Consider the following 17,465-nt stretch of genomic DNA (forward strand, 5'->3'; position numbering starts at 1 on the left):
CGGGTGACCGGGGGCCGTGGCTCGCGGGGCCCATGGGGCCCGTTGTGGGCCTCGATGCCGCCGCGAGCGTGGGAGCGTCTAGCCCGTGGCGCCGGGGTCCGTCAGTACGGCCACACCCCGGGACCCCAGCGTGACCCGGTCGACGGCCCCGGACTCGGCCCCGCCCGTCCCGTCCGCCGCCGCCAGCGCATCCCGCATCGGTGCCGGCAGCCCGATCTCCACGGTCTCCGCCCCGTGGTTGAGCAGGAAGACATACCGCCGGCCGGCGCCCTCGCGGACGGTGGCCTGGACGCCCGCCGGCAGCCCCGGCAGTACGGGCGCCACCCCGGCCGCGGCCCGTACGTCGTCCAGCAGGGCCCGCATCAGCGCCGCGTCCAGCCGGGTACCGGCGTACCAGACCGTGCCCCGCCCGTAGGAGTGCCGGGTCACCGCGGGCCGGCCGGCGAGGTCCCCGTCCGTGAAGCGGGCGAGCGCCTCGGCCCCTTCGAGGTCGATGGCCTCCGACCACAGATCCGCCCGCCCGCTGTAGTTGCCGTCGCCGACCGCCACCGACCGGCCCTCGTCCAGCGGCCAGAACTCCTCCACCCGCAGCCCCAGCAGCTCCCGCAGCGGGGCCGGATACCCGCCGGGGTGTACCCGGTCGTGCGCATCGACGATCCCGGAGAAGAACGACACCAGCAGCTGCCCGCCGTCACGTACATAGGCGGCCAGCCGCTCGGCATCGGGCGCGGTGAGCAGATACAGATTGGGCGCCACGACCAGCCGGTAGCCGGACAGCTCGCGCTGCGGCGGCACCACATCGCAGGCCACGCCCGCCTCGAACAGCGGACGGTAATGATCCAGCGCGATACGGGAGTGGTCCAGCGCGGTCGACGGCTTGGAGTCCAGCTCCAGCGCCCACCAGTTGTGCCAGTCCGCCAGCAGCGCCACATCGGCCCGCGACCGGGTCCCCTCGATGTCCGGCAACGACGCCAACTCACGCCCCAGATCGGACACTTCGCGGAAGATGCGGGTGTCGGTGCCGCCGTGCGGCAGCATCGCCGAGTGGAACTTCTCCGCGCCGCCCAGCGACTGCCGCCACTGGAAGTACAGCACCGCATCCGCGCCCTGTGCGACCGCCTGCCAGCTCCACAGCCGCATCGCGCCGGGCGGCTTGGGGCCGTTGCGGGGCCGCCAGTTGACGGCGCCGGGCGCCTGCTCCAGCAGCATCCAGGGCTGCCCGGAGCGCGCCGAGCGCATCAGGTCGAAGACGTAGCCGGCCCGGATGTGGTCGTCGGACGCATGCGGGTCCTGGTAGAAGTCCAGCGCCATCGCGTCCATGTGCGCCGACCAGGCGAACGCGTCGACGGGCTTGTGCTGCGGCATCAGATTGGTGGTGACCGGAACCTGGGGGGTGATGCGCTCCAGCACCGCCTTTTCGGCCAGATAGCAGGCGCGCAGGGCCTCGTCGCCGAAGCGCAGATAGTCCAGCTGCTGAGCGGGGTTGGGGAAGGTGGGCGCGGTGCGCGGCGGCAGCACCTCGTCGAAGTCGCCGTAGGCCTGCGACCAGAAGGCCGTCGACCAGGCGGCGTTGAGCGCCGCCACGCTCCCGTAGCGGTCGCGCAGCCAGCGCCGGAAGTCGTCGGCCGACACCTCGCAGTAGCACTGGCGGGTGTGGCAGCCGTATTCGTTGCCGACGTGCCACATGGCGAGCGCCGGGTGGCCGGCGTAGCGGGTGGCGAGCTGTTCGGCCAGGCGCACGGCGTGGGCGCGGTAGACGGGGCTGGAGGGGCAGTAGTGCTGCCGGCCGCCGGGCCAGCGGCGCCGGCCGTCGGCGTCCTCGGGCAGGATCTCAGGGTGTGCGCGGGAGAGCCACGGTGGTGGTGAGGCGGTCATGGTCGCCAGACAGACGGCGATACCGGCGCCCGCCAGCCCGTCCATGACGCGGTCGAACCAGTCGAAGTCCCATACCCCGGGCCGGGGTTCGACCTTGGCCCAGGAGAAGATCCCGGCGGTGACCATGGTGACATGGGCCGCCTTCATCAGCTTCAGATCCTCGGCCCACACCTCCTCGGGCCACTGCTCGGGGTTGTAGTCGCCGCCGAATCGGATGCCCATCGGACCCCCTGCATCGAAGCTCGGGGCGGGGCCCGCGGCCCCGCCGCCCGGTTCACGAAGAGTTCTTGTACACGCTCCAGCCCCCGTCGACGACGAGGCTCGCGCCCGTGATGAACGACGCCTCGGGGGAGAGCAGAAAGGTGATGGCGGCGGCGACCTCCTCGGGCCGCCCCAGCCGTCCCGCCGCCGTCTCCGCGGCGCTGGCCTGCCGTTCCTCCTCGCCGATCCCGTCCCAGGCCGCCGTCAGCACGGGGCCCGGCAGCACGCTGTTGACCCGTACCTCCGGCCCGTACTCGACGGCCAGTTGACGCCCCAGCCCGGTCAGCCCGGCCTTGGCCGCGGCGTACGCGGGCCGCCCCGGCAGCCCGATCAGCGCATGCACGGACGAGGTCAGCACCACCGCACCGCCGCGCGCCCGCAGATCCTCCAGGGCGGCGCGTACGCCGAGGAACGAGCCGGTGAGATTGACCGCGAGCTGCCGGTCCCAGTCCGTCAGCGAGGTGCGGTCGGCGGCCGCCACGTACGGCAGAAAGGCATTGCTGACCAGCCCGTCCACCGGACCGTAGCGCCGCCGCGCCGCCTCGACCGCCCGCCGCCAGTCGTCCTCGCCCGCCACGTCGCAGTGCTCGTACGAGGCGTGGCCACCGGCCGCCCGGATCCGCCGCGCGGTGTGTTCGCCGCGCGCGTCGTCGATGTCCAGCAGCAGGACGCCGGCGCCCTCGGCCGCCAGCCGGTCGGCGGTGGCCGCCCCGATCCCGGCGGCGGCCCCGGTCACCAGGACTGTACGGCCCTCGAACCGCTTGCCGTACGGGCCGTTCGCCGGGTGCGGTGCGTGCTGCTGGCTCATGGCGCGATCCAAGCCCACGAGGCGAGCGGCGGGCAAGGGGACGAGGGAGGAGAGGGGCGCGTACAGATTTATGGGGCGCATTCGAGCCGCTTACGCGCCGTCAAATGCGGCGCGCGCCGTTTCCCTCGTCCCTGGTTTTCCGCAGCCGACGCTGCGGCAGGCAGGACTTCGGAGACGCGCCCTAGCCCGGAATGTTGTCGAAAGGCCCCGTCAACCGCCGTAGCAGCCCGGCCAGTTCGCCGCGCTGCTGGCGGGAGAGCTCGGCGAGGATGGCGCGCTCTTGGATCAGCAGCCCGGCCAGCGACTGATCGGCCTTGTCGCGGCCCTCGGCCGTCAGTCTGACCAGCACTCCGCGCCGGTCACTGGGGTCGGGCAGGCGCTCGACCAGGTCCTTCTTGGCGAGCCGGTCGATGCGGTTGGTCATCGTGCCCGAGGTGACCAGGGTCTGCGTCAGCAGCGCCCCGGGGGAGAGCTGATACGGCGCCCCGGCGCGCCGCAGCGCGGTGAGCACATCGAACTCCCAGGGCTCCAGGCCCACCTCGGAAAAGGCGATGCGGCGGGCCCGGTCAAGGTGTCTGGCCAGCCTGGACACGCGGCTGAGGACCTCAAGTGGTTCCACGTCGAGGTCCGGGCGCTCGCGGCGCCATGCTGCGACCAGTCGATCGACCTCGTCCTCCATGACGATCAGTGTAAAGGGTCTGTCGACATGAAGTCTCTTGACGTCGAGATATATTTCACTGGACTATGGGGCATCGTCGGCGGGGGCTCGGTTTCCAGCCGAGACGGCCCGAATCCGACCGTGCCAGCCTTGTATCAGCCCTGCATCGGCAAAGGGGTTTCGATCATGCATGACGCACCAACCTGGGATCCGCAGCAATATCTCCGCCACTCCGGGCACCGTACCCGTCCCTTCCACGACCTTCTCGCCCGGATACCCGACCTGCACCGGCAGGACCGCCCCGCCCGCATCGCCGACCTCGGCTGCGGTCCAGGAAACGTCACCGCCCAGCTCGCCGCACGCTGGCCCGATGCCCACATCACCGGATACGACAACTCCCCCGAGATGCTCAAGGAAGCCGAGAACCACGCCGGCCCCACCCCGGGCGGCGGCCATCTCGACTTCGCCCTCGCCGACGCCGCCGACTGGGCGCCCGAGGAGACCTACGACCTGATCGCCTCCAACGCCGCACTGCAATGGGTCCCCAACCACCCGGAATCCTTCGCCCGTTGGATCGAGGCCCTCGCTCCCGGCGGCACGTTCGCCTTCCAGGTCCCCGGCAACTTCACCTCACCCAGCCACGCCCTCCTCGGCGAGCTGTGCGACGCCCCCCAGTGGCGCGAACGGCTCACCACCCACGGCCGCCGCTTCGTCCATATCCTCGAACCGGCCGACTACCTTGAACGCCTCACCGACCTCGGCTGCGCCGCCGATGTGTGGGAAACCACCTACGTCCAGCTCCTGGAGGGCGACGACCCGGTCCTCGACTGGGTCAAGGGCACCGCTCTGCGCCCCGTACTGACCGTCCTGGAGAACGACCCGGCCGCCCGCGAGGCCTTCCTCGCCGAATACCGCGACGCACTCCGCAAGGCCTACCCCACCGGCCCGCACGGCACGGTCTTCCCGTTCCGCCGCATCTTCGCCATCGCCCGGAAACCGCTGGCCGGCTGACGCCCCGTGCCCACCAGTTCGCCGCTGTGCTCCGACTCGACCCCTCCGAGGTGAACACGCCGTGATCACCGGCCTCGACCACATCCAGCTCGCCGCACCCCCCGGCACCGAAGACGCCCTGCGCGCCTACTACGCGGGTCTCCTCGGCATGACGGAGATCCCGAAGCCCCCGGCGCTCGCGGCCCGCGGGGGATGCTGGTTCGAGGCCGGTACGGCCCGGCTCCACCTGGGTGTCGAGGCGGACTTCCGCCCCTCGAAGAAAGCCCACCCCGGCCTCCGCGTCCACGGCATCGACGCCCTCGCCGCCCGCCTGGCCGCCGCCGGCGCCACCGTCACCTGGGACGACCATCTGCCGGGCCACCGGCGCTTCTACGCGGTCGACCCGGTGGGCAACCGGCTGGAATTCCTGGAGCCGCAGGGCTGACCTTTCGGGGGCCCCGGCCCGCGCGGACGGGACCGTTCAGCCGGCCACCGTGCGATCAGGGCCGTGCACCGGCCCGGTCGCTCAGTTCTTCCGATGCCCTATCAACCGCGGCTTCGCCTCCAGGTTTCCTAGCCCGTGCCAGGCCAGATTCACCAGATGGGCCGCGACCTCGGCCTTCTTGGGCTTACGGGCGTCCACCCACCACTGGCCGGTCAGCGCGACCATGCCGACCAGGGCCTGGGCATAGAGCGGAGCCAGTTTCGGGTCGAAGCCGCGGGCCTTGAATTCCAGGCCCAGGATGTCCTCGACCTGCGTGGCGATATCGCTGATGAGCGAGGCGAAGGTGCCCGTGGACTGGGCCACCGGGGAGTCGCGGACCAGAATGCGGAAACCGTCGGTGAACGTCTCGATGTAGTCGAGGAGCGCGAACGCCGCCTGTTCGAGGAGTTCGCGGGGGTGTCCGGCGGTCAGCGCGCCGGTCACCATGTCCAGCAGCTGCCGCATCTCGCGGTCCACGACCACCGCGTACAGGCCCTCCTTGCCGCCGAAGTGCTCGTAGACCACCGGCTTGGACACCCCGGCCTTCGCCGCGATCTCCTCCACCGAGGTGCCCTCGTAGCCCCGCTCGGCAAAGAGCGTGCGACCGATGTCCAGCAGCTGCTCCCGGCGCTCCGCACCCGTCATCCGGACCCTGCGGGCCCGCCGCGTGCCCGCCGCGGCCGAGGAGGGCTTGCCCTTGCTGTTGCTCGCGCTGCTGTTGTCGATCGCCACCCGTCAATCATGCCTTCCCCGCCTACCGGCGGGAGGTACCCCCGGTGGCCACCTCCGCGCGTCGGGCATCGATACGGGACGCGTCCGGCCACCGGACGTCATACGCCCAGCCCGCCTTCTCGAACCAGCGGATCAGCCGGGCGCTGGAGTCCAGCTGCCCCTTCATCACACCGTGCCGGGCAGAGGTGGGGTCCGCGTGGTGCAGGTTGTGCCAGGACTCGCCGCAGGACAGCACGGCCAGCCACCACACGTTCCCGGAGCGGTCGCGGGACTTGAAGGGGCGCTTGCCCACCGCATGGCAGATGGAGTTGATCGACCACGTGACGTGATGCAGCAGCGCGACGCGGACCAGGGAACCCCAGAAGAAGGCGGTCAGCGCACCCTGCCAGGACCAGGTCACCAGACCGCCCACCAGCGGCGGGATCATCAGCGACACCGTTGTCCACAGGACGAACTGGCGGGAGATCGTACGGATCGCATCGTCCCTGATCAGGTCCGGTGCGTACTTCTGCTGCGAGGTCTGCTCCTCGTCGAACATCCAGCCGATGTGCGCCCACCACAGGCCCTTCGTCAGGGCCGGCACCGTCTCGCCGAAGCGCCACGGGGAGTGCGGGTCGCCCTCGGCGTCGGAGAACTTGTGGTGCTTGCGGTGATCCGCCACCCAGCGCACCAGCGGGCCCTCGACGGCCAGCGACCCCATGATCGCCAACGCGATCCGCAGCGGCCGCTTCGCCTTGAACGAACCATGCGTGAAGTAGCGGTGGAAGCCGATCGTGATGCCATGGCAGCCGATGTAGTACATCGCCACCATCAGCGCCAGATCCAGCCAGCTCACCCCCCAGCCCCAGGCCAGCGGGACCGCGGCGACCAGCGCCACGAACGGGACGGTGATGAAGAGCAGGAGGGTGATCTGTTCGACCGACCGGCGCTGCTCGCCGCCCAGCGTCGCGGACGGGGCGCCGGCGGGACCGGCGGACGAATCGGCAGGAATCGGGGGATCTTCTACGGCTTCAGGACCAGCGGTCATGGTGTCCCTCGTCGGGGGGCTCGGGGGCACGGCTACGGCTACGGGACCGTAACCTACGGTCTCGTAAGTATGGCAGTGCCGCCGCCACGGGCAAGGCCGTGACAGGCGCCACACCTCCCACCTGCGACGCAGATGCCCACCCAGCGGACGGTGTGATCCGCTGACACTGGGCAGACCTATCCTGGGGACGTCGGACAGCGCGGTCCGCAACCCGCCCGCATCAGACCTGCCCACCCGTCGCCCGCCGGCACCCCTCCACGAGCCGCGGTACGACGCCCCTGATCGCTGCAAGGAGCCGCACCTGTGAGCCGTGCCGACAACACTCCAGCCGAGATCGCGCCCGTCGAGAGCCTCGACCCCGGCCGGAGCGACAACGTCGCCCTGCGCGCCGACATCCGCCGTCTCGGCGACCTCCTCGGCGAGACCCTCGTACGACAGGAAGGTCAGGACCTCCTCGACCTCGTCGAGCGGGTTCGCGCCCTGACCCGCTCCGACGGCGAGGCCGCGGCCCGGCTCCTGGGCGACACCGACCTGGCGACCGCCGCCAAGCTGGTGCGCGCCTTCTCCACGTACTTCCACCTCGCCAACGTCAGCGAGCAGGTCCACCGCGGCCGTGAGCTGGGCGCCAAGCGCGCCGCCGAGGGCGGCATCCTCGCCCGCACCGCCGACATGCTCAAGGACGCCGACCCCGAGCATCTGCGGGAGACCGCCCGCCACCTCGGTGTGCGCCCCGTCTTCACCGCGCACCCCACCGAGGCCGCCCGACGCTCCGTCCTCACCAAGCTCCGCAAGGTCGCCGAGCTGCTGGACAGCGCCGACCCCGAGCGCCGCCGCGCCGACCTCCGCCTGGCCGAGAACATCGACCTCATCTGGCAGACGGACGAGCTGCGCGTCGCCCGCCCCGAGCCGACCGACGAGGCCCGCAACGCCATCTACTACCTCGACGAGCTGGGGCGCGGCGCGGTCGGCGACGTCCTCGAAGACCTGGCCGCCGAGCTGGAGCGGGCCGGCACCGAGCTGCCCGCCGGCACCCGCCCGCTCACCTTCGGCACCTGGATCGGCGGCGACCGCGACGGCAACCCCAACGTCACCCCCCAGGTGACCTGGGACGTCCTGCTCCTCCAGCACGAGCACGGCATCACCGACGCCCTGGAGCACATCGACGAGCTGCGCGGCGCCCTGTCCAACTCCATCCGCAACTGCGGAGCCACCGACGAGCTGCTGGAATCCCTCCAGCGCGACCTCGACCTCCTCCCGGAGATCAGCCCCCGCTACAAGCGGCTGAACAGCGAGGAGCCCTACCGGCTCAAGGCGACCTGCATCCGGCAGAAGCTCGTCAACACCCGCGAACGCCTCGCCGGCGACACGCCCCACGTCCCCGGCCGCGACTACCTCGGCACCGCGGAACTCCTCGACGACCTCGCCCTCATCCAGACCTCGCTGCGCGAGCACCGCGGCGGTCTGGTGGCCGACGGCCGCCTGGAGCGCACCCTGCGCACCATCGCCGCCTTCGGCCTGCAGCTCGCCACCATGGACATCCGCGAGCACGCCGACGCCCACCACCACGCGCTCGGCCAGCTCTTCGACCGCCTCGGCGAAGAATCCTGGCGTTATGCGGACATGCCGCGCGACTACCGCCGCAAGCTCCTCGCCAAGGAACTGCGCTCCCGCCGCCCGCTGGCCCCCACCCCGGCCCCGCTCGACGAGGCCGGCGCCAAGACCCTCGGCGTCTTCCGCACCATCCTCAAGGCCAAGGAGACCTTCGGCCCCGAGGTCATCGAGTCCTACATCATCTCCATGTGCGCCGGCTCCGACGACGTCTTCGCCGCCACCGTCCTCGCCCGCGAGGCCGGACTGATCGACCTGCACGCCGGCTGGGCCAAGGTCGGCATCGTGCCGCTGCTGGAGACCACCGACGAGCTGAAGATCGCCGACCAGCTGCTGGACGAGATGCTCGCCGACCCCTCCTACCGGCGCCTGGTCGCCCTGCGCGGCGACGTCCAGGAGGTCATGCTCGGCTACTCCGACTCCTCCAAGTTCGGCGGCATCACCACCTCCCAGTGGGAGATCCACCGCGCCCAGCGCCTGCTGCGCGACGTCGCCCACCGGCACGGCGTACGGCTGCGCCTCTTCCACGGCCGCGGCGGCACCGTCGGCCGCGGGGGCGGCCCCTCCCACGACGCGATCCTCGCCCAGCCCTACGGGACCCTCGAAGGCGAGATCAAGGTCACCGAACAGGGCGAGGTCATCTCCGACAAGTACCTCGTGCCGTCGCTGGCGCGGGAAAACCTGGAGCTGACGGTCGCCGCCACGCTCCAGGCCTCCGCCCTGCACACCGCCCCCCGGCAGTCCGACGAGGCCCTGGCCCGCTGGGACGCCGCCATGGAAACCGTCTCCGAGGCGGCCCACGGCTCCTACCGCCGGCTCGTCGAAGACCCCGACCTGCCCGCGTACTTCTTCGCCTCCACGCCCGTCGACCAGCTCGCCGAGCTCCACCTGGGCTCGCGCCCGTCGCGCCGCCCCGACTCCGGCGCCGGCCTCGACGGACTGCGCGCCATCCCCTGGGTCTTCGGCTGGACCCAGTCCCGCCAGATCGTCCCCGGCTGGTACGGCGTCGGCACCGGCCTCAAGGCCGCCCGGGAAGCCGGACTCGACAGCGTCCTCGACGAGATGCACGAGCACTGGCACTTCTTCCGCAACTTCCTGTCCAACGTCACCATGACGCTGGCCAAGACCGACCTGCGGATCGCCCAGCACTACGTCGACACCCTCGTGCCCGACCACCTCAAGCACGTCTTCGACGTCATCAAGGCCGAACACGAGCTCACCGTCGCCGAGGTCCTGCGCGTCACCGGAGAGACCGAACTCCTCGACTCCAACGCGGTCCTCAGGCAGACCTTCCACATCCGCGACGCCTACCTCGACCCGATCTCCTACCTCCAGGTCTCGCTGCTGCACCGCCAGCGCAGCGCCGCCGAGCGCGGCGAGGAGCCGGACCCGGTCCTCGCCCGGGCCCTGCTGCTCACCGTCAACGGCGTCGCCGCCGGACTGCGCAACACCGGCTGACCCCACCCCCGCACACGGCAGCGGCCCGTCCTCTCACCGAAGAGGACGGGCCGCTGCCCTATCTGCCCTACAGCGCCGCGAACGCCGCGCCCAACAACACCGCCCCCAACAACCCCATCACCCACGCCGTACGCCGCAGCCGCATCCCCCCGGCCACCACCAGCGCCGCCAGCAGCAACGATCCCGCGAACGGCACCCACGCATGCAATATCCCGGCCGTCCCGGTCCGCACCGCATGTGTCGTACCCGGCTCGACCGTCACCTCGACCCGCTCACCCTTGTCCGGCGCCGCAGCCTGCGCGATCGTCACCTTCGCCAGGGGCCGGCCGTCGCCCCCCGTCGGCGCATACGAGCCGGTGCACCGCTCACCCTCACACGCCGACACCGTCATCATTCCGCGCTCCCGCGCCTTGACGAGCATCGCGTACTGCGCCGTGTGCCACGACGTCCACACCCCGGCCACCAACAGAAGCAACGCCAGCAGACCCATCAGCCCGACCCGGGCGAGAAGCAGCGCCCCATAGGCGCTCTCCCCGACCCGCCGGGTACGACTGCGTCTGACCGAACTGGTGCGCGTACTGCTTGTGGACATGGCGGCGATCCTTGGCCATAACCCGCACCCGGTCAACCTCGGACAACGGTTCGTCAGAGCCTGACCCCCGCTGTCCCATTCAGGAGTTGTACGTACTCTGCGCCCGTTCCAAACCATCCACGATCAGCGTCTCCACCGCATCCGCCGCACGGTCCACGAAGTAATCCAGCTCGCGCCGCTCCGCCGAAGAGAAATCCTTCAGCACGAAATCCGCCACCTGCATACGACCCGGCGGACGCCCGATCCCGAACCGCACCCGGTGATACTCCGCACCCAGCGACTTCGTGATCGACTTCAAACCGTTGTGACCGTTGTCACCGCCACCCAGCTTCAGCCGCAACGCACCGTAATCAATATCCAACTCATCATGAATCGCAATGATGTTGCCGACCGGCACCTTGTAGAAATCCCGCAACGCCGTCGTCGGCCCACCCGACAGATTCATGAAGGACAACGGCTTCGCGACCACCACACGACGACTCGACGGACCCGGCGCACCAGAACGCCCCTCCACCACCTGCGCCCGCGCCTTGTGCGCCTTGAAACGGCCCCCCATCCGTTCCGCCAGCAAATCCGCCACCATGAACCCCACATTGTGGCGATTACGCGCATACTCCGGGCCCGGATTCCCCAGCCCCATCACCAGCCACGGATCAGCGTCCGCCATCTCAGCCACTCCCACATCCGCCGGCAACACCTCGCCGGCCCCGACCGCAACTGCCCATGAAACAGCCCAACCGCCACCCCACGCCCAAAGGCGCGCGGCAGCGGCTGGACCACTCGCTGAGAACCCGCCTCAGCGCAAAGCGACTCAGGCCTCGGCGCCCTCTTCGCCCTCACCCTCGGCGCCCTCTTCGGCCGGAGCCTCGGCCTGCGCCGCGACAACCTGCAGCACGACCGCGTCCCCGTCCACGTCCAGCGAGGAACCCGACGGCAGAGCGATGTCCTTGGCCAGCACCGAAGCGCCCGCGTCCAGGCCCTCGACGGAAATCGTGACCGACTCCGGAATGTGGGTGGCCTCGGCCTCGATCGGCAGCGTGTTCAGCACGTGCTCCAGGACGTGCTGGCCCGGGGCCAGGTCGCCCTCGACGTGGATCGGCACCTCGACGGAGACCTTCTCGCCCTTCTTCACGGCCAGGAAGTCCACGTGCACCAGGAACTGGCGGATCGCCTCACGCTGCACGGCCTTGGGGATGACCAGCGCGTTCTTGCCGTCGAACTGCAGACGGATCAGGGCGTTCGGCGTCTTCAGGGCCATCATCAGCGCGTGGTTGTGGATCGCCACGTGCTGCGGCTCGGCACCGTGACCGTAAATCACCGCGGGAACCAGGTCGGCGCGGCGCGCACGGCGGGCGGCACCCTTACCGAAGTCGGTACGAACCTGGGCCTCGAGCTTGACCTCAGCCATAACAGCACTCCTCGTATCTCAGAAACATCTGGTGGGCGTCACCCGGCCCACGACAGACCTGCTACGAAGAGCGCGTCGATAACGGACAGCCACCACAAAAGGGCGGCCTCCCTCGCCGAGCAACTCGATGAGTCTACCCGGCCGGAAGGCCGCCCCAAAGTCGATCAGCCCCGGACTACCTCACAGGCCCGCCCGAGACCCTTCCCTCACTGCTCCTCGAAAAGGCTCGTCACCGAGCCGTCCTCGAACACCTCACGCAGCGCGCGGGCGATCGTCGGCGCCATCGACAGCACCGTGATCTTGTCCAGCTCCAGCTCGGAAGGCGTCGGCAGCGTATTCGTGAACACGAACTCGCTCACCTTCGAATTCTTCAGCCGGTCCGCCGCCGGACCCGACAGCACACCGTGCGTCGCCGTCACGATCACATCCGCCGCACCATTCGCGAACAGCGCATCCGCCGCCGCGCAGATCGTGCCACCGGTATCGATCATGTCGTCGACCAGGACACACACCCGGTCCTTCACATCACCGACGACCTCGTGCACGGTGACCTGGTTCGCCACGTCCTTGTCACGGCGCTTGTGCACAATCGCCAGCGGCGCACCCAGACGGTCACACCAACGGTCCGCGACCCGCACCCGGCCGGCGTCCGGCGACACCACCGTCAGCTTGTCGCGGTCCACCTTCGCGCCGACATAGTCCGCAAGGACCGGCAGCGCAAAAAGATGATCCACAGGACCGTCGAAGAAGCCCATGATCTGGTCCGTGTGCAGATCCACGGTCACCACACGGTGCGCACCCGCGGTCTTCATCAAATCCGCGATCAGCCGCGCCGAAATCGGCTCACGGCCACGGTGCTTCTTGTCCTGACGCGCATAACCGTAGAACGGCACGACCACCGTGATGCTCCGCGCCGAAGCCCGCTTCAGCGCATCGATCATGATGAGCTGCTCCATGATCCACTTATTGATCGGAGCCGTGTGGCTCTGAATCAAAAAGCAATCCGCGCCACGCGCCGACTCCTGATAACGGACATAGATCTCACCGTTGGCGAAGTCGAAAGCCTTCGTCGGGACCAGGCCCACACCCAGCTGATGCGCGACCTCCTCCGCCAGCTCGGGGTGAGCGCGGCCGGAGAAGAGCATCAGCTTCTTCTCGCCGGTCGTCTTGATCCCGGTCACAGCAAATCTCCTCGAATCACAGTTTGCGTGCGTTCATCACGGTACGCCCCGCACGGCGCACCCCTTGCACGATCACCGCTCGCCCTCGGAACCCTGGCGAGCAGCCGAAGCCGCCTGCGCGGCGGCGCTTCCTGGCCGCTTACGCGCGACCCAACCCTCGATATTCCGCTGCTGGCCACGCGCGACCGCCAGCGAACCCGGGGGCACATCCTTGGTGATGACCGAGCCGGCTGCCGTATAAGCGCCGTCCCCGACCGTGACCGGAGCCACAAACATGTTGTCCGACCCCGTTTTGCAATGCGACCCGACGGTCGTGTGGTGCTTCGCCTCACCGTCGTAGTTCACAAAGACACTCGCCGCACCGATATTGGTGAACTCACCGATCGTCGCATCTCCCACATACGAAAGATGCGGCACCTTCGTGCCCTCGCCGATCGACGCGTTCTTCATCTCCACGTACGTACCGGCCTTCGCCTTCGGCCCGAGATCCGTCCCCGGCCGCAGATACGCATAAGGCCCGACGCTCGCGCCCGCACCGATACGCGCACCCTCGGCCACCGTGAACGACGCCACCGCACCCGCACCCACCGACGTATCCGCCAACCGCGAATGCGGACCCACCTCGGCACCCGTGGCGATATGCGTGACACCCAGCAACTGCGTGCCCGGGTGGACCGTCGCATCCGGCTCGAACGTCACCGACACATCCACCCACGTCGACGCCGGATCCACCACCGTCACACCGGCCAGCATCGCCTGCTCCAGCAGCCGGTCGTTCAGCAGCCGGCGCGCCTGCGCCAGCTGCACACGGTTGTTGATCCCCAGAATCTCCCGGTGATCGGCAGACACCGCCGCACCGACCCGGTGCCCGGCCTCCCGCACGATCCCCAGCACATCGGTCAGGTACTCCTCACCCTGGCTGTTGTCCGTACGCACCTTGCCGAGCGCGTCCACGAGCAGCCGCGCATCAAAGGCGAAGACCCCCGAGTTGATCTCGCGGATCGCGCGCTGCCCCGCGGTGGCGTCCTTGTGCTCGACGATCGCGGTCACCGCGCCGGTGCCCGCCTCGCGCACGATGCGCCCATAGCCCGTGGAGTCCGGAACCTCGGCGGAAAGAACGGTCACGGCATTGCCGTCCGCCGCATGCGTGTCACTGAGCAGCCGGAGGGTCTCGCCGGTCAGCAGCGGGGTGTCACCACAGACGACGATGACGGTGCCGTCGAGGGCGACACCGCTGTTGCTCAGCTCTTCCAGGGCCGTACGGACCGCGTGGCCGGTGCCCTTCTGCTCGTGCTGCACGGCGGTGCGCACGGCGGGGTCGACCTCGGAGAGGTGCGCCTGCACCTGCTCACGGGCATGGCCGACGACCACGACGAGATGCTCGGGATCCAGCTCTCGGGAGGCGGCGACGACATGTCCGACGAGGGAGCGGCCACAGAGGGCGTGCAGGACCTTCGGGGTCGCCGACTTCATGCGGGTGCCCTCACCCGCTGCGAGAACGACGACGGCTGCCGGGCGGTTGGCGCTCACGGGGATGCCCTTCGGCTTCTTGGCTACTTCGGGTGGTGGTCACCCGAAGGATACCGGTGCGTATAGCAGCCGAAACGCGGGCGGGTCCTGACTTGGTAGTCAGGACCCGAAATTTGCCTGGTGAATGTGGGCTCCCCCGAGAGGACTCGAACCTCTAATGGTCGGACCAAAACCGACAGTGTTGCCCATTACACCACGGGGGATGATAAAGAGGATCGAACCGGACATTCCGTCAGGCTGATCGCTCAGCACCCAACACTATGCCGTACCACCAGCCTTCGATGCGACGGTATAGCTCCGCGCTTTGTGAAACGTGGATCATGAGGCAGCCGTGGTAGTCCTCCCCGACGTTCTTCCGAACGGTCTTGGGGTTGTGTTTCTTGAGTGTCGTCTTGCCGAACGCCGACTGATCGGCGCCCGTGAGATCGACCCAGAACTGCTCTGCAGCCCCTACGTCGGCGGATTCGTGGACGTGTACGTGGAATCGCAGTCGCTCATCGCTCACGCCCAACAGGCGGAGCCAAGTGAGGTAGACCCGGATCATGTCGGGGTCGCTGTTGATGAAGATGGCGCGTTCGCTGAGGCGGTACGGCTTGCTCTTGCTGCCCTCTGACCAATACAGACCGACGCCGATCAGGAACAGCTCCCGGTCGGTGAGCTCGCCGATCTCGCTCGTCGCATCCTGCTTCGTTCGGCGTCGTTCCTCGTCGCGCCGCTTGAGTGTCGCCTCCCAGCCGCGCCGGGCGATGGCAGAGGCCTCTTCAGGGGTTCTGGGCGGCGGCTTCGGCAGGTCCCGCACCCACAGCGAGATCGAACTCTTCGAGCAGCCCAGTTCGACCTGGATCTCGTCGTAGGTCCTGCCTTCCCTCCGCAGGGCGCGGGCCCGCTCGCGGAGGTCGTCCTTGGCGTTCGGGCGGCGGGTCCAGTCGGGGGCGGGTTCGCCTTCGAGGAGGCGGTTGAGGATGTCGTTGTTGTGGACGTGGAGGCGGTCGCGGATCTGGCGGCGGCTGAGGCCGGCGCGGCGCAGGGCGACGGCCTGGGGGCGTAACGCCTCGTAGTCGGGGTGGCCCCGACGGGTGTTCGGCATGGGAACAGAGTGCCGTTCTCCTGCCTGCGGAAGAGGCGAAAATATGGGCGATTCAACAGTTCGAGGGATAACCAGTGGTAAGGGCTGGTAACGGGTCTGGTCTGTGACCGTATTGGGGCGGGGGATCGGGGGTGGGCGCCCGTAGGCTGGGCGGTATGACCGCGACGGGGGCAAGTGAAGGTGTGGGCGCGCGGGGTGCGCCGGTGGAGGGGCCGTGGTGGTGGGCCCGGCGGCGGAGTGCGGTGCTGGATGTGTTTCTGGCGGCGGCTTCCGCATTGGAGTGCGTGTGGGAGGGCACCAATTTCGCGCACGAGGCGCAGCTGCCCGAACTGCTGGGGATATTGCTCGGCCTGCTGGCGGGGCCGGTGCTGCTGGTGCGCCGACGGTGGCCCGTGGTGGTGGTGCTGGTCTCGATCGCGGTGATGCCCGCGGAGATGGGCGGGCTGCTGAGCGTGGTGGGGCTGTACACGCTCGCCGCGTCGGATGTGCCGCGCCGGATCACGGCATTGCTGGCGGGCATGACGGTGGTGGGGACGCTGGTGACGACGTTCCTCAGCTTGCGGGAGGACGTGGCGGCGCAGCAGGACTTCCGTCCGCCGATGTGGTTCGTTCCGCTGATGGCGCTTGCGGTGGGGCTGGTGCTGACGGCCCCGCCGGTGCTGTGGGGGCTGTACATCGCGGCGCGGCGGCGGCTCGTGGAGAGCCTGCGGGAGCGGGCGGACGGTCTGGAGCGTGAGCTGTCGCTGCTGGCGGACCGGGCCGAGGAGCGGGCCGAGTGGGCCCGTAATGAGGAGCGGACCCGGATCGCGCGGGAGATGCACGATGTGGTCGCGCACCGGGTGAGTCTGATGGTGGTGCATGCGGCCGCGCTCCAGGCGGTGGCGTTGAAGGACCCGGAGAAGGCGTCGAAGAACGCGGGGCTGGTCGGCGACATGGGACGCCAGGCGCTGACGGAGCTGCGGGAGATGCTGGGGGTGTTGCGTACGGCCGAGGGGGCGGCGGGGCGTGGCGCCGCGGCGTCGGGTGCGCCGGAGCGGCTGGCGGCGGTGGCTTCGCAGGCCGGGGCGAAGGCGACGGTGCAGGCGCGGCTGTCGGAGCCGTCCGCGGACGGGGCTTCGGCGGGGTCCTCGCCGGCCGGTCGCTCCGTTTCCGGGGCGGCGGCGTCGGAGTCCGGGGCGGGGGACGCGGATTCCGAGGGGCCGTGTCTGACGGAGCTGGCGGATCTGGTGGGACAGTCCCGGGCGGCCGGGATGGTGGTCGAGCTGATGGTGGACGGGGCCGCTGAACAGGAGACGGCTGCCGAGGCCGGGCGCCGGTATGCGGCGCGGGTGGAGCGGACCGTGTACCGCGTGGTCCAGGAGGCGCTCACGAATGTGCACAAGCATGCGCCGGGCGCCCGCGCGCGGGTGCGGCTGGCGCATCGGGACGGCGAGCTCGCCGTCCAGGTGGAGAACGGCCCCTGCGACGGCGGCGCGGCCGATGCGGGCCTGCCGAGCGGCGGCAACGGCCTGGTGGGAATGCGGGAGCGGGTGACAGCACTCGGCGGCGTGTTCGTCTCGGGCCCGACGGAGGCGGGGGGGTTCCGGGTGTCGGCGGTGCTTCCCGCAGTTGCCTCCCACGTTGCCGGGTGACCCGCCGTTTTTGTTTCTGTTGTTTTTTCCCGCCTTTGGCGGGGGCGGGTGGGGTTGTGGGGTGGGGCCCGTTGCCGTCTGTGGTGACGGTGGCGGGGGCTCCGGGGTGTGTTGCCGGACTGCTTCGCTTTACGT

At 69.7% G+C, this 17,465-nt stretch carries 15 protein-coding genes and 1 tRNA gene; 4 read left to right on the forward strand and 12 right to left on the reverse strand.

Annotation, left to right across the window (positions count from 1 at the left end):
- Positions 1-78 precede the first annotated feature (78 nt).
- The 3 genes from ACWGI6_RS03555 to ACWGI6_RS03565 all read right to left on the reverse strand — a co-directional run bounded on the left by ACWGI6_RS03555 (position 79) and on the right by ACWGI6_RS03565 (position 3,623).
- Positions 79-2,097, reverse strand: a complete 2,019-nt coding sequence (locus tag ACWGI6_RS03555) for a beta-galactosidase (protein ID WP_453265919.1) — start codon at positions 2,095-2,097, stop codon at positions 79-81.
- Positions 2,098-2,149: 52 nt separating this feature from the next.
- Positions 2,150-2,944 (reverse strand): SDR family NAD(P)-dependent oxidoreductase, encoded by a 795-nt coding sequence (locus ACWGI6_RS03560; protein WP_453265920.1) that lies wholly within the window; start codon positions 2,942-2,944, stop codon positions 2,150-2,152.
- A gap of 181 nt (positions 2,945-3,125) precedes the next feature.
- A complete protein-coding gene (locus ACWGI6_RS03565; RefSeq protein ID WP_030082551.1) occupies positions 3,126-3,623 on the reverse strand; it encodes a MarR family winged helix-turn-helix transcriptional regulator in 498 nt (165 codons plus the stop codon).
- A gap of 165 nt (positions 3,624-3,788) precedes the next feature.
- On the opposite strand from ACWGI6_RS03565, the gene ACWGI6_RS03570 reads away from it, so the two are divergent.
- Positions 3,789-4,613 (forward strand): trans-aconitate 2-methyltransferase, encoded by an 825-nt coding sequence (locus ACWGI6_RS03570; protein WP_453265921.1) that lies wholly within the window; start codon positions 3,789-3,791, stop codon positions 4,611-4,613.
- Between the two features lie 61 nt (positions 4,614-4,674).
- A complete protein-coding gene (locus ACWGI6_RS03575) occupies positions 4,675-5,037 on the forward strand; it encodes a VOC family protein (RefSeq protein ID WP_453265922.1) in 363 nt (120 codons plus the stop codon).
- Positions 5,038-5,118: 81 nt separating this feature from the next.
- Here the strand turns inward: ACWGI6_RS03575 and ACWGI6_RS03580 are convergent, their stop codons facing one another.
- A complete protein-coding gene (locus ACWGI6_RS03580; RefSeq protein ID WP_393908509.1) occupies positions 5,119-5,808 on the reverse strand; it encodes a TetR family transcriptional regulator in 690 nt (229 codons plus the stop codon).
- 22 nt (positions 5,809-5,830) lie between these two features.
- Positions 5,831-6,835: an acyl-CoA desaturase gene (locus tag ACWGI6_RS03585; RefSeq protein WP_453265923.1), complete on the reverse strand. Its 1,005-nt coding sequence runs from the start codon at positions 6,833-6,835 to the stop codon at positions 5,831-5,833.
- 333 nt (positions 6,836-7,168) lie between these two features.
- Between ACWGI6_RS03585 and ppc the strand changes: the two genes are divergently transcribed.
- Positions 7,169-9,901 carry a phosphoenolpyruvate carboxylase gene (ppc, locus tag ACWGI6_RS03590; protein ID WP_453265936.1) on the forward strand — a complete coding sequence of 911 codons (2,733 nt, stop codon included), beginning with the start codon at positions 7,169-7,171 and terminating at the stop codon, positions 9,899-9,901.
- A gap of 67 nt (positions 9,902-9,968) precedes the next feature.
- On the opposite strand, the gene ACWGI6_RS03595 is transcribed toward ppc, so the two are convergent.
- The 7 genes from ACWGI6_RS03595 to ACWGI6_RS03625 all read right to left on the reverse strand — a co-directional run bounded on the left by ACWGI6_RS03595 (position 9,969) and on the right by ACWGI6_RS03625 (position 15,699).
- On the reverse strand, positions 9,969-10,493 hold the full coding sequence (locus ACWGI6_RS03595; protein ID WP_453265924.1) for a hypothetical protein: 525 nt from the start codon (positions 10,491-10,493) through the stop codon (positions 9,969-9,971).
- Positions 10,494-10,572: 79 nt separating this feature from the next.
- Positions 10,573-11,160 carry an aminoacyl-tRNA hydrolase gene (pth, locus tag ACWGI6_RS03600; RefSeq protein ID WP_453265925.1) on the reverse strand — a complete coding sequence of 196 codons (588 nt, stop codon included), beginning with the start codon at positions 11,158-11,160 and terminating at the stop codon, positions 10,573-10,575.
- Between the two features lie 144 nt (positions 11,161-11,304).
- A complete protein-coding gene (locus tag ACWGI6_RS03605; RefSeq protein ID WP_453265926.1) occupies positions 11,305-11,901 on the reverse strand; it encodes a 50S ribosomal protein L25/general stress protein Ctc in 597 nt (198 codons plus the stop codon).
- A gap of 206 nt (positions 11,902-12,107) precedes the next feature.
- Positions 12,108-13,082: a ribose-phosphate diphosphokinase gene (locus ACWGI6_RS03610; RefSeq protein ID WP_393908514.1), complete on the reverse strand. Its 975-nt coding sequence runs from the start codon at positions 13,080-13,082 to the stop codon at positions 12,108-12,110.
- A 72-nt stretch (positions 13,083-13,154) separates the two neighbouring features.
- Positions 13,155-14,612 carry a bifunctional UDP-N-acetylglucosamine diphosphorylase/glucosamine-1-phosphate N-acetyltransferase GlmU gene (gene glmU / locus ACWGI6_RS03615; RefSeq protein ID WP_453265927.1) on the reverse strand — a complete coding sequence of 486 codons (1,458 nt, stop codon included), beginning with the start codon at positions 14,610-14,612 and terminating at the stop codon, positions 13,155-13,157.
- A 131-nt stretch (positions 14,613-14,743) separates the two neighbouring features.
- Positions 14,744-14,815 (reverse strand) — tRNA-Gln (locus ACWGI6_RS03620).
- 29 nt (positions 14,816-14,844) lie between these two features.
- Positions 14,845-15,699, reverse strand: coding sequence for a hypothetical protein (locus ACWGI6_RS03625; RefSeq protein WP_453265928.1), 855 nt, complete (start codon positions 15,697-15,699; stop codon positions 14,845-14,847).
- A 155-nt stretch (positions 15,700-15,854) separates the two neighbouring features.
- Here ACWGI6_RS03625 and ACWGI6_RS03630 point away from each other — a divergent pair, with 155 nt between their 5' ends.
- Complete coding sequence (locus tag ACWGI6_RS03630; RefSeq protein WP_453265929.1) at positions 15,855-17,330, forward strand: sensor histidine kinase; 1,476 nt, start codon at positions 15,855-15,857, stop codon at positions 17,328-17,330.
- Positions 17,331-17,465: the final 135 nt, after the last annotated feature.

The sequence above is a fragment of the Streptomyces sp. NPDC054786 genome (assembly GCF_053611685.1).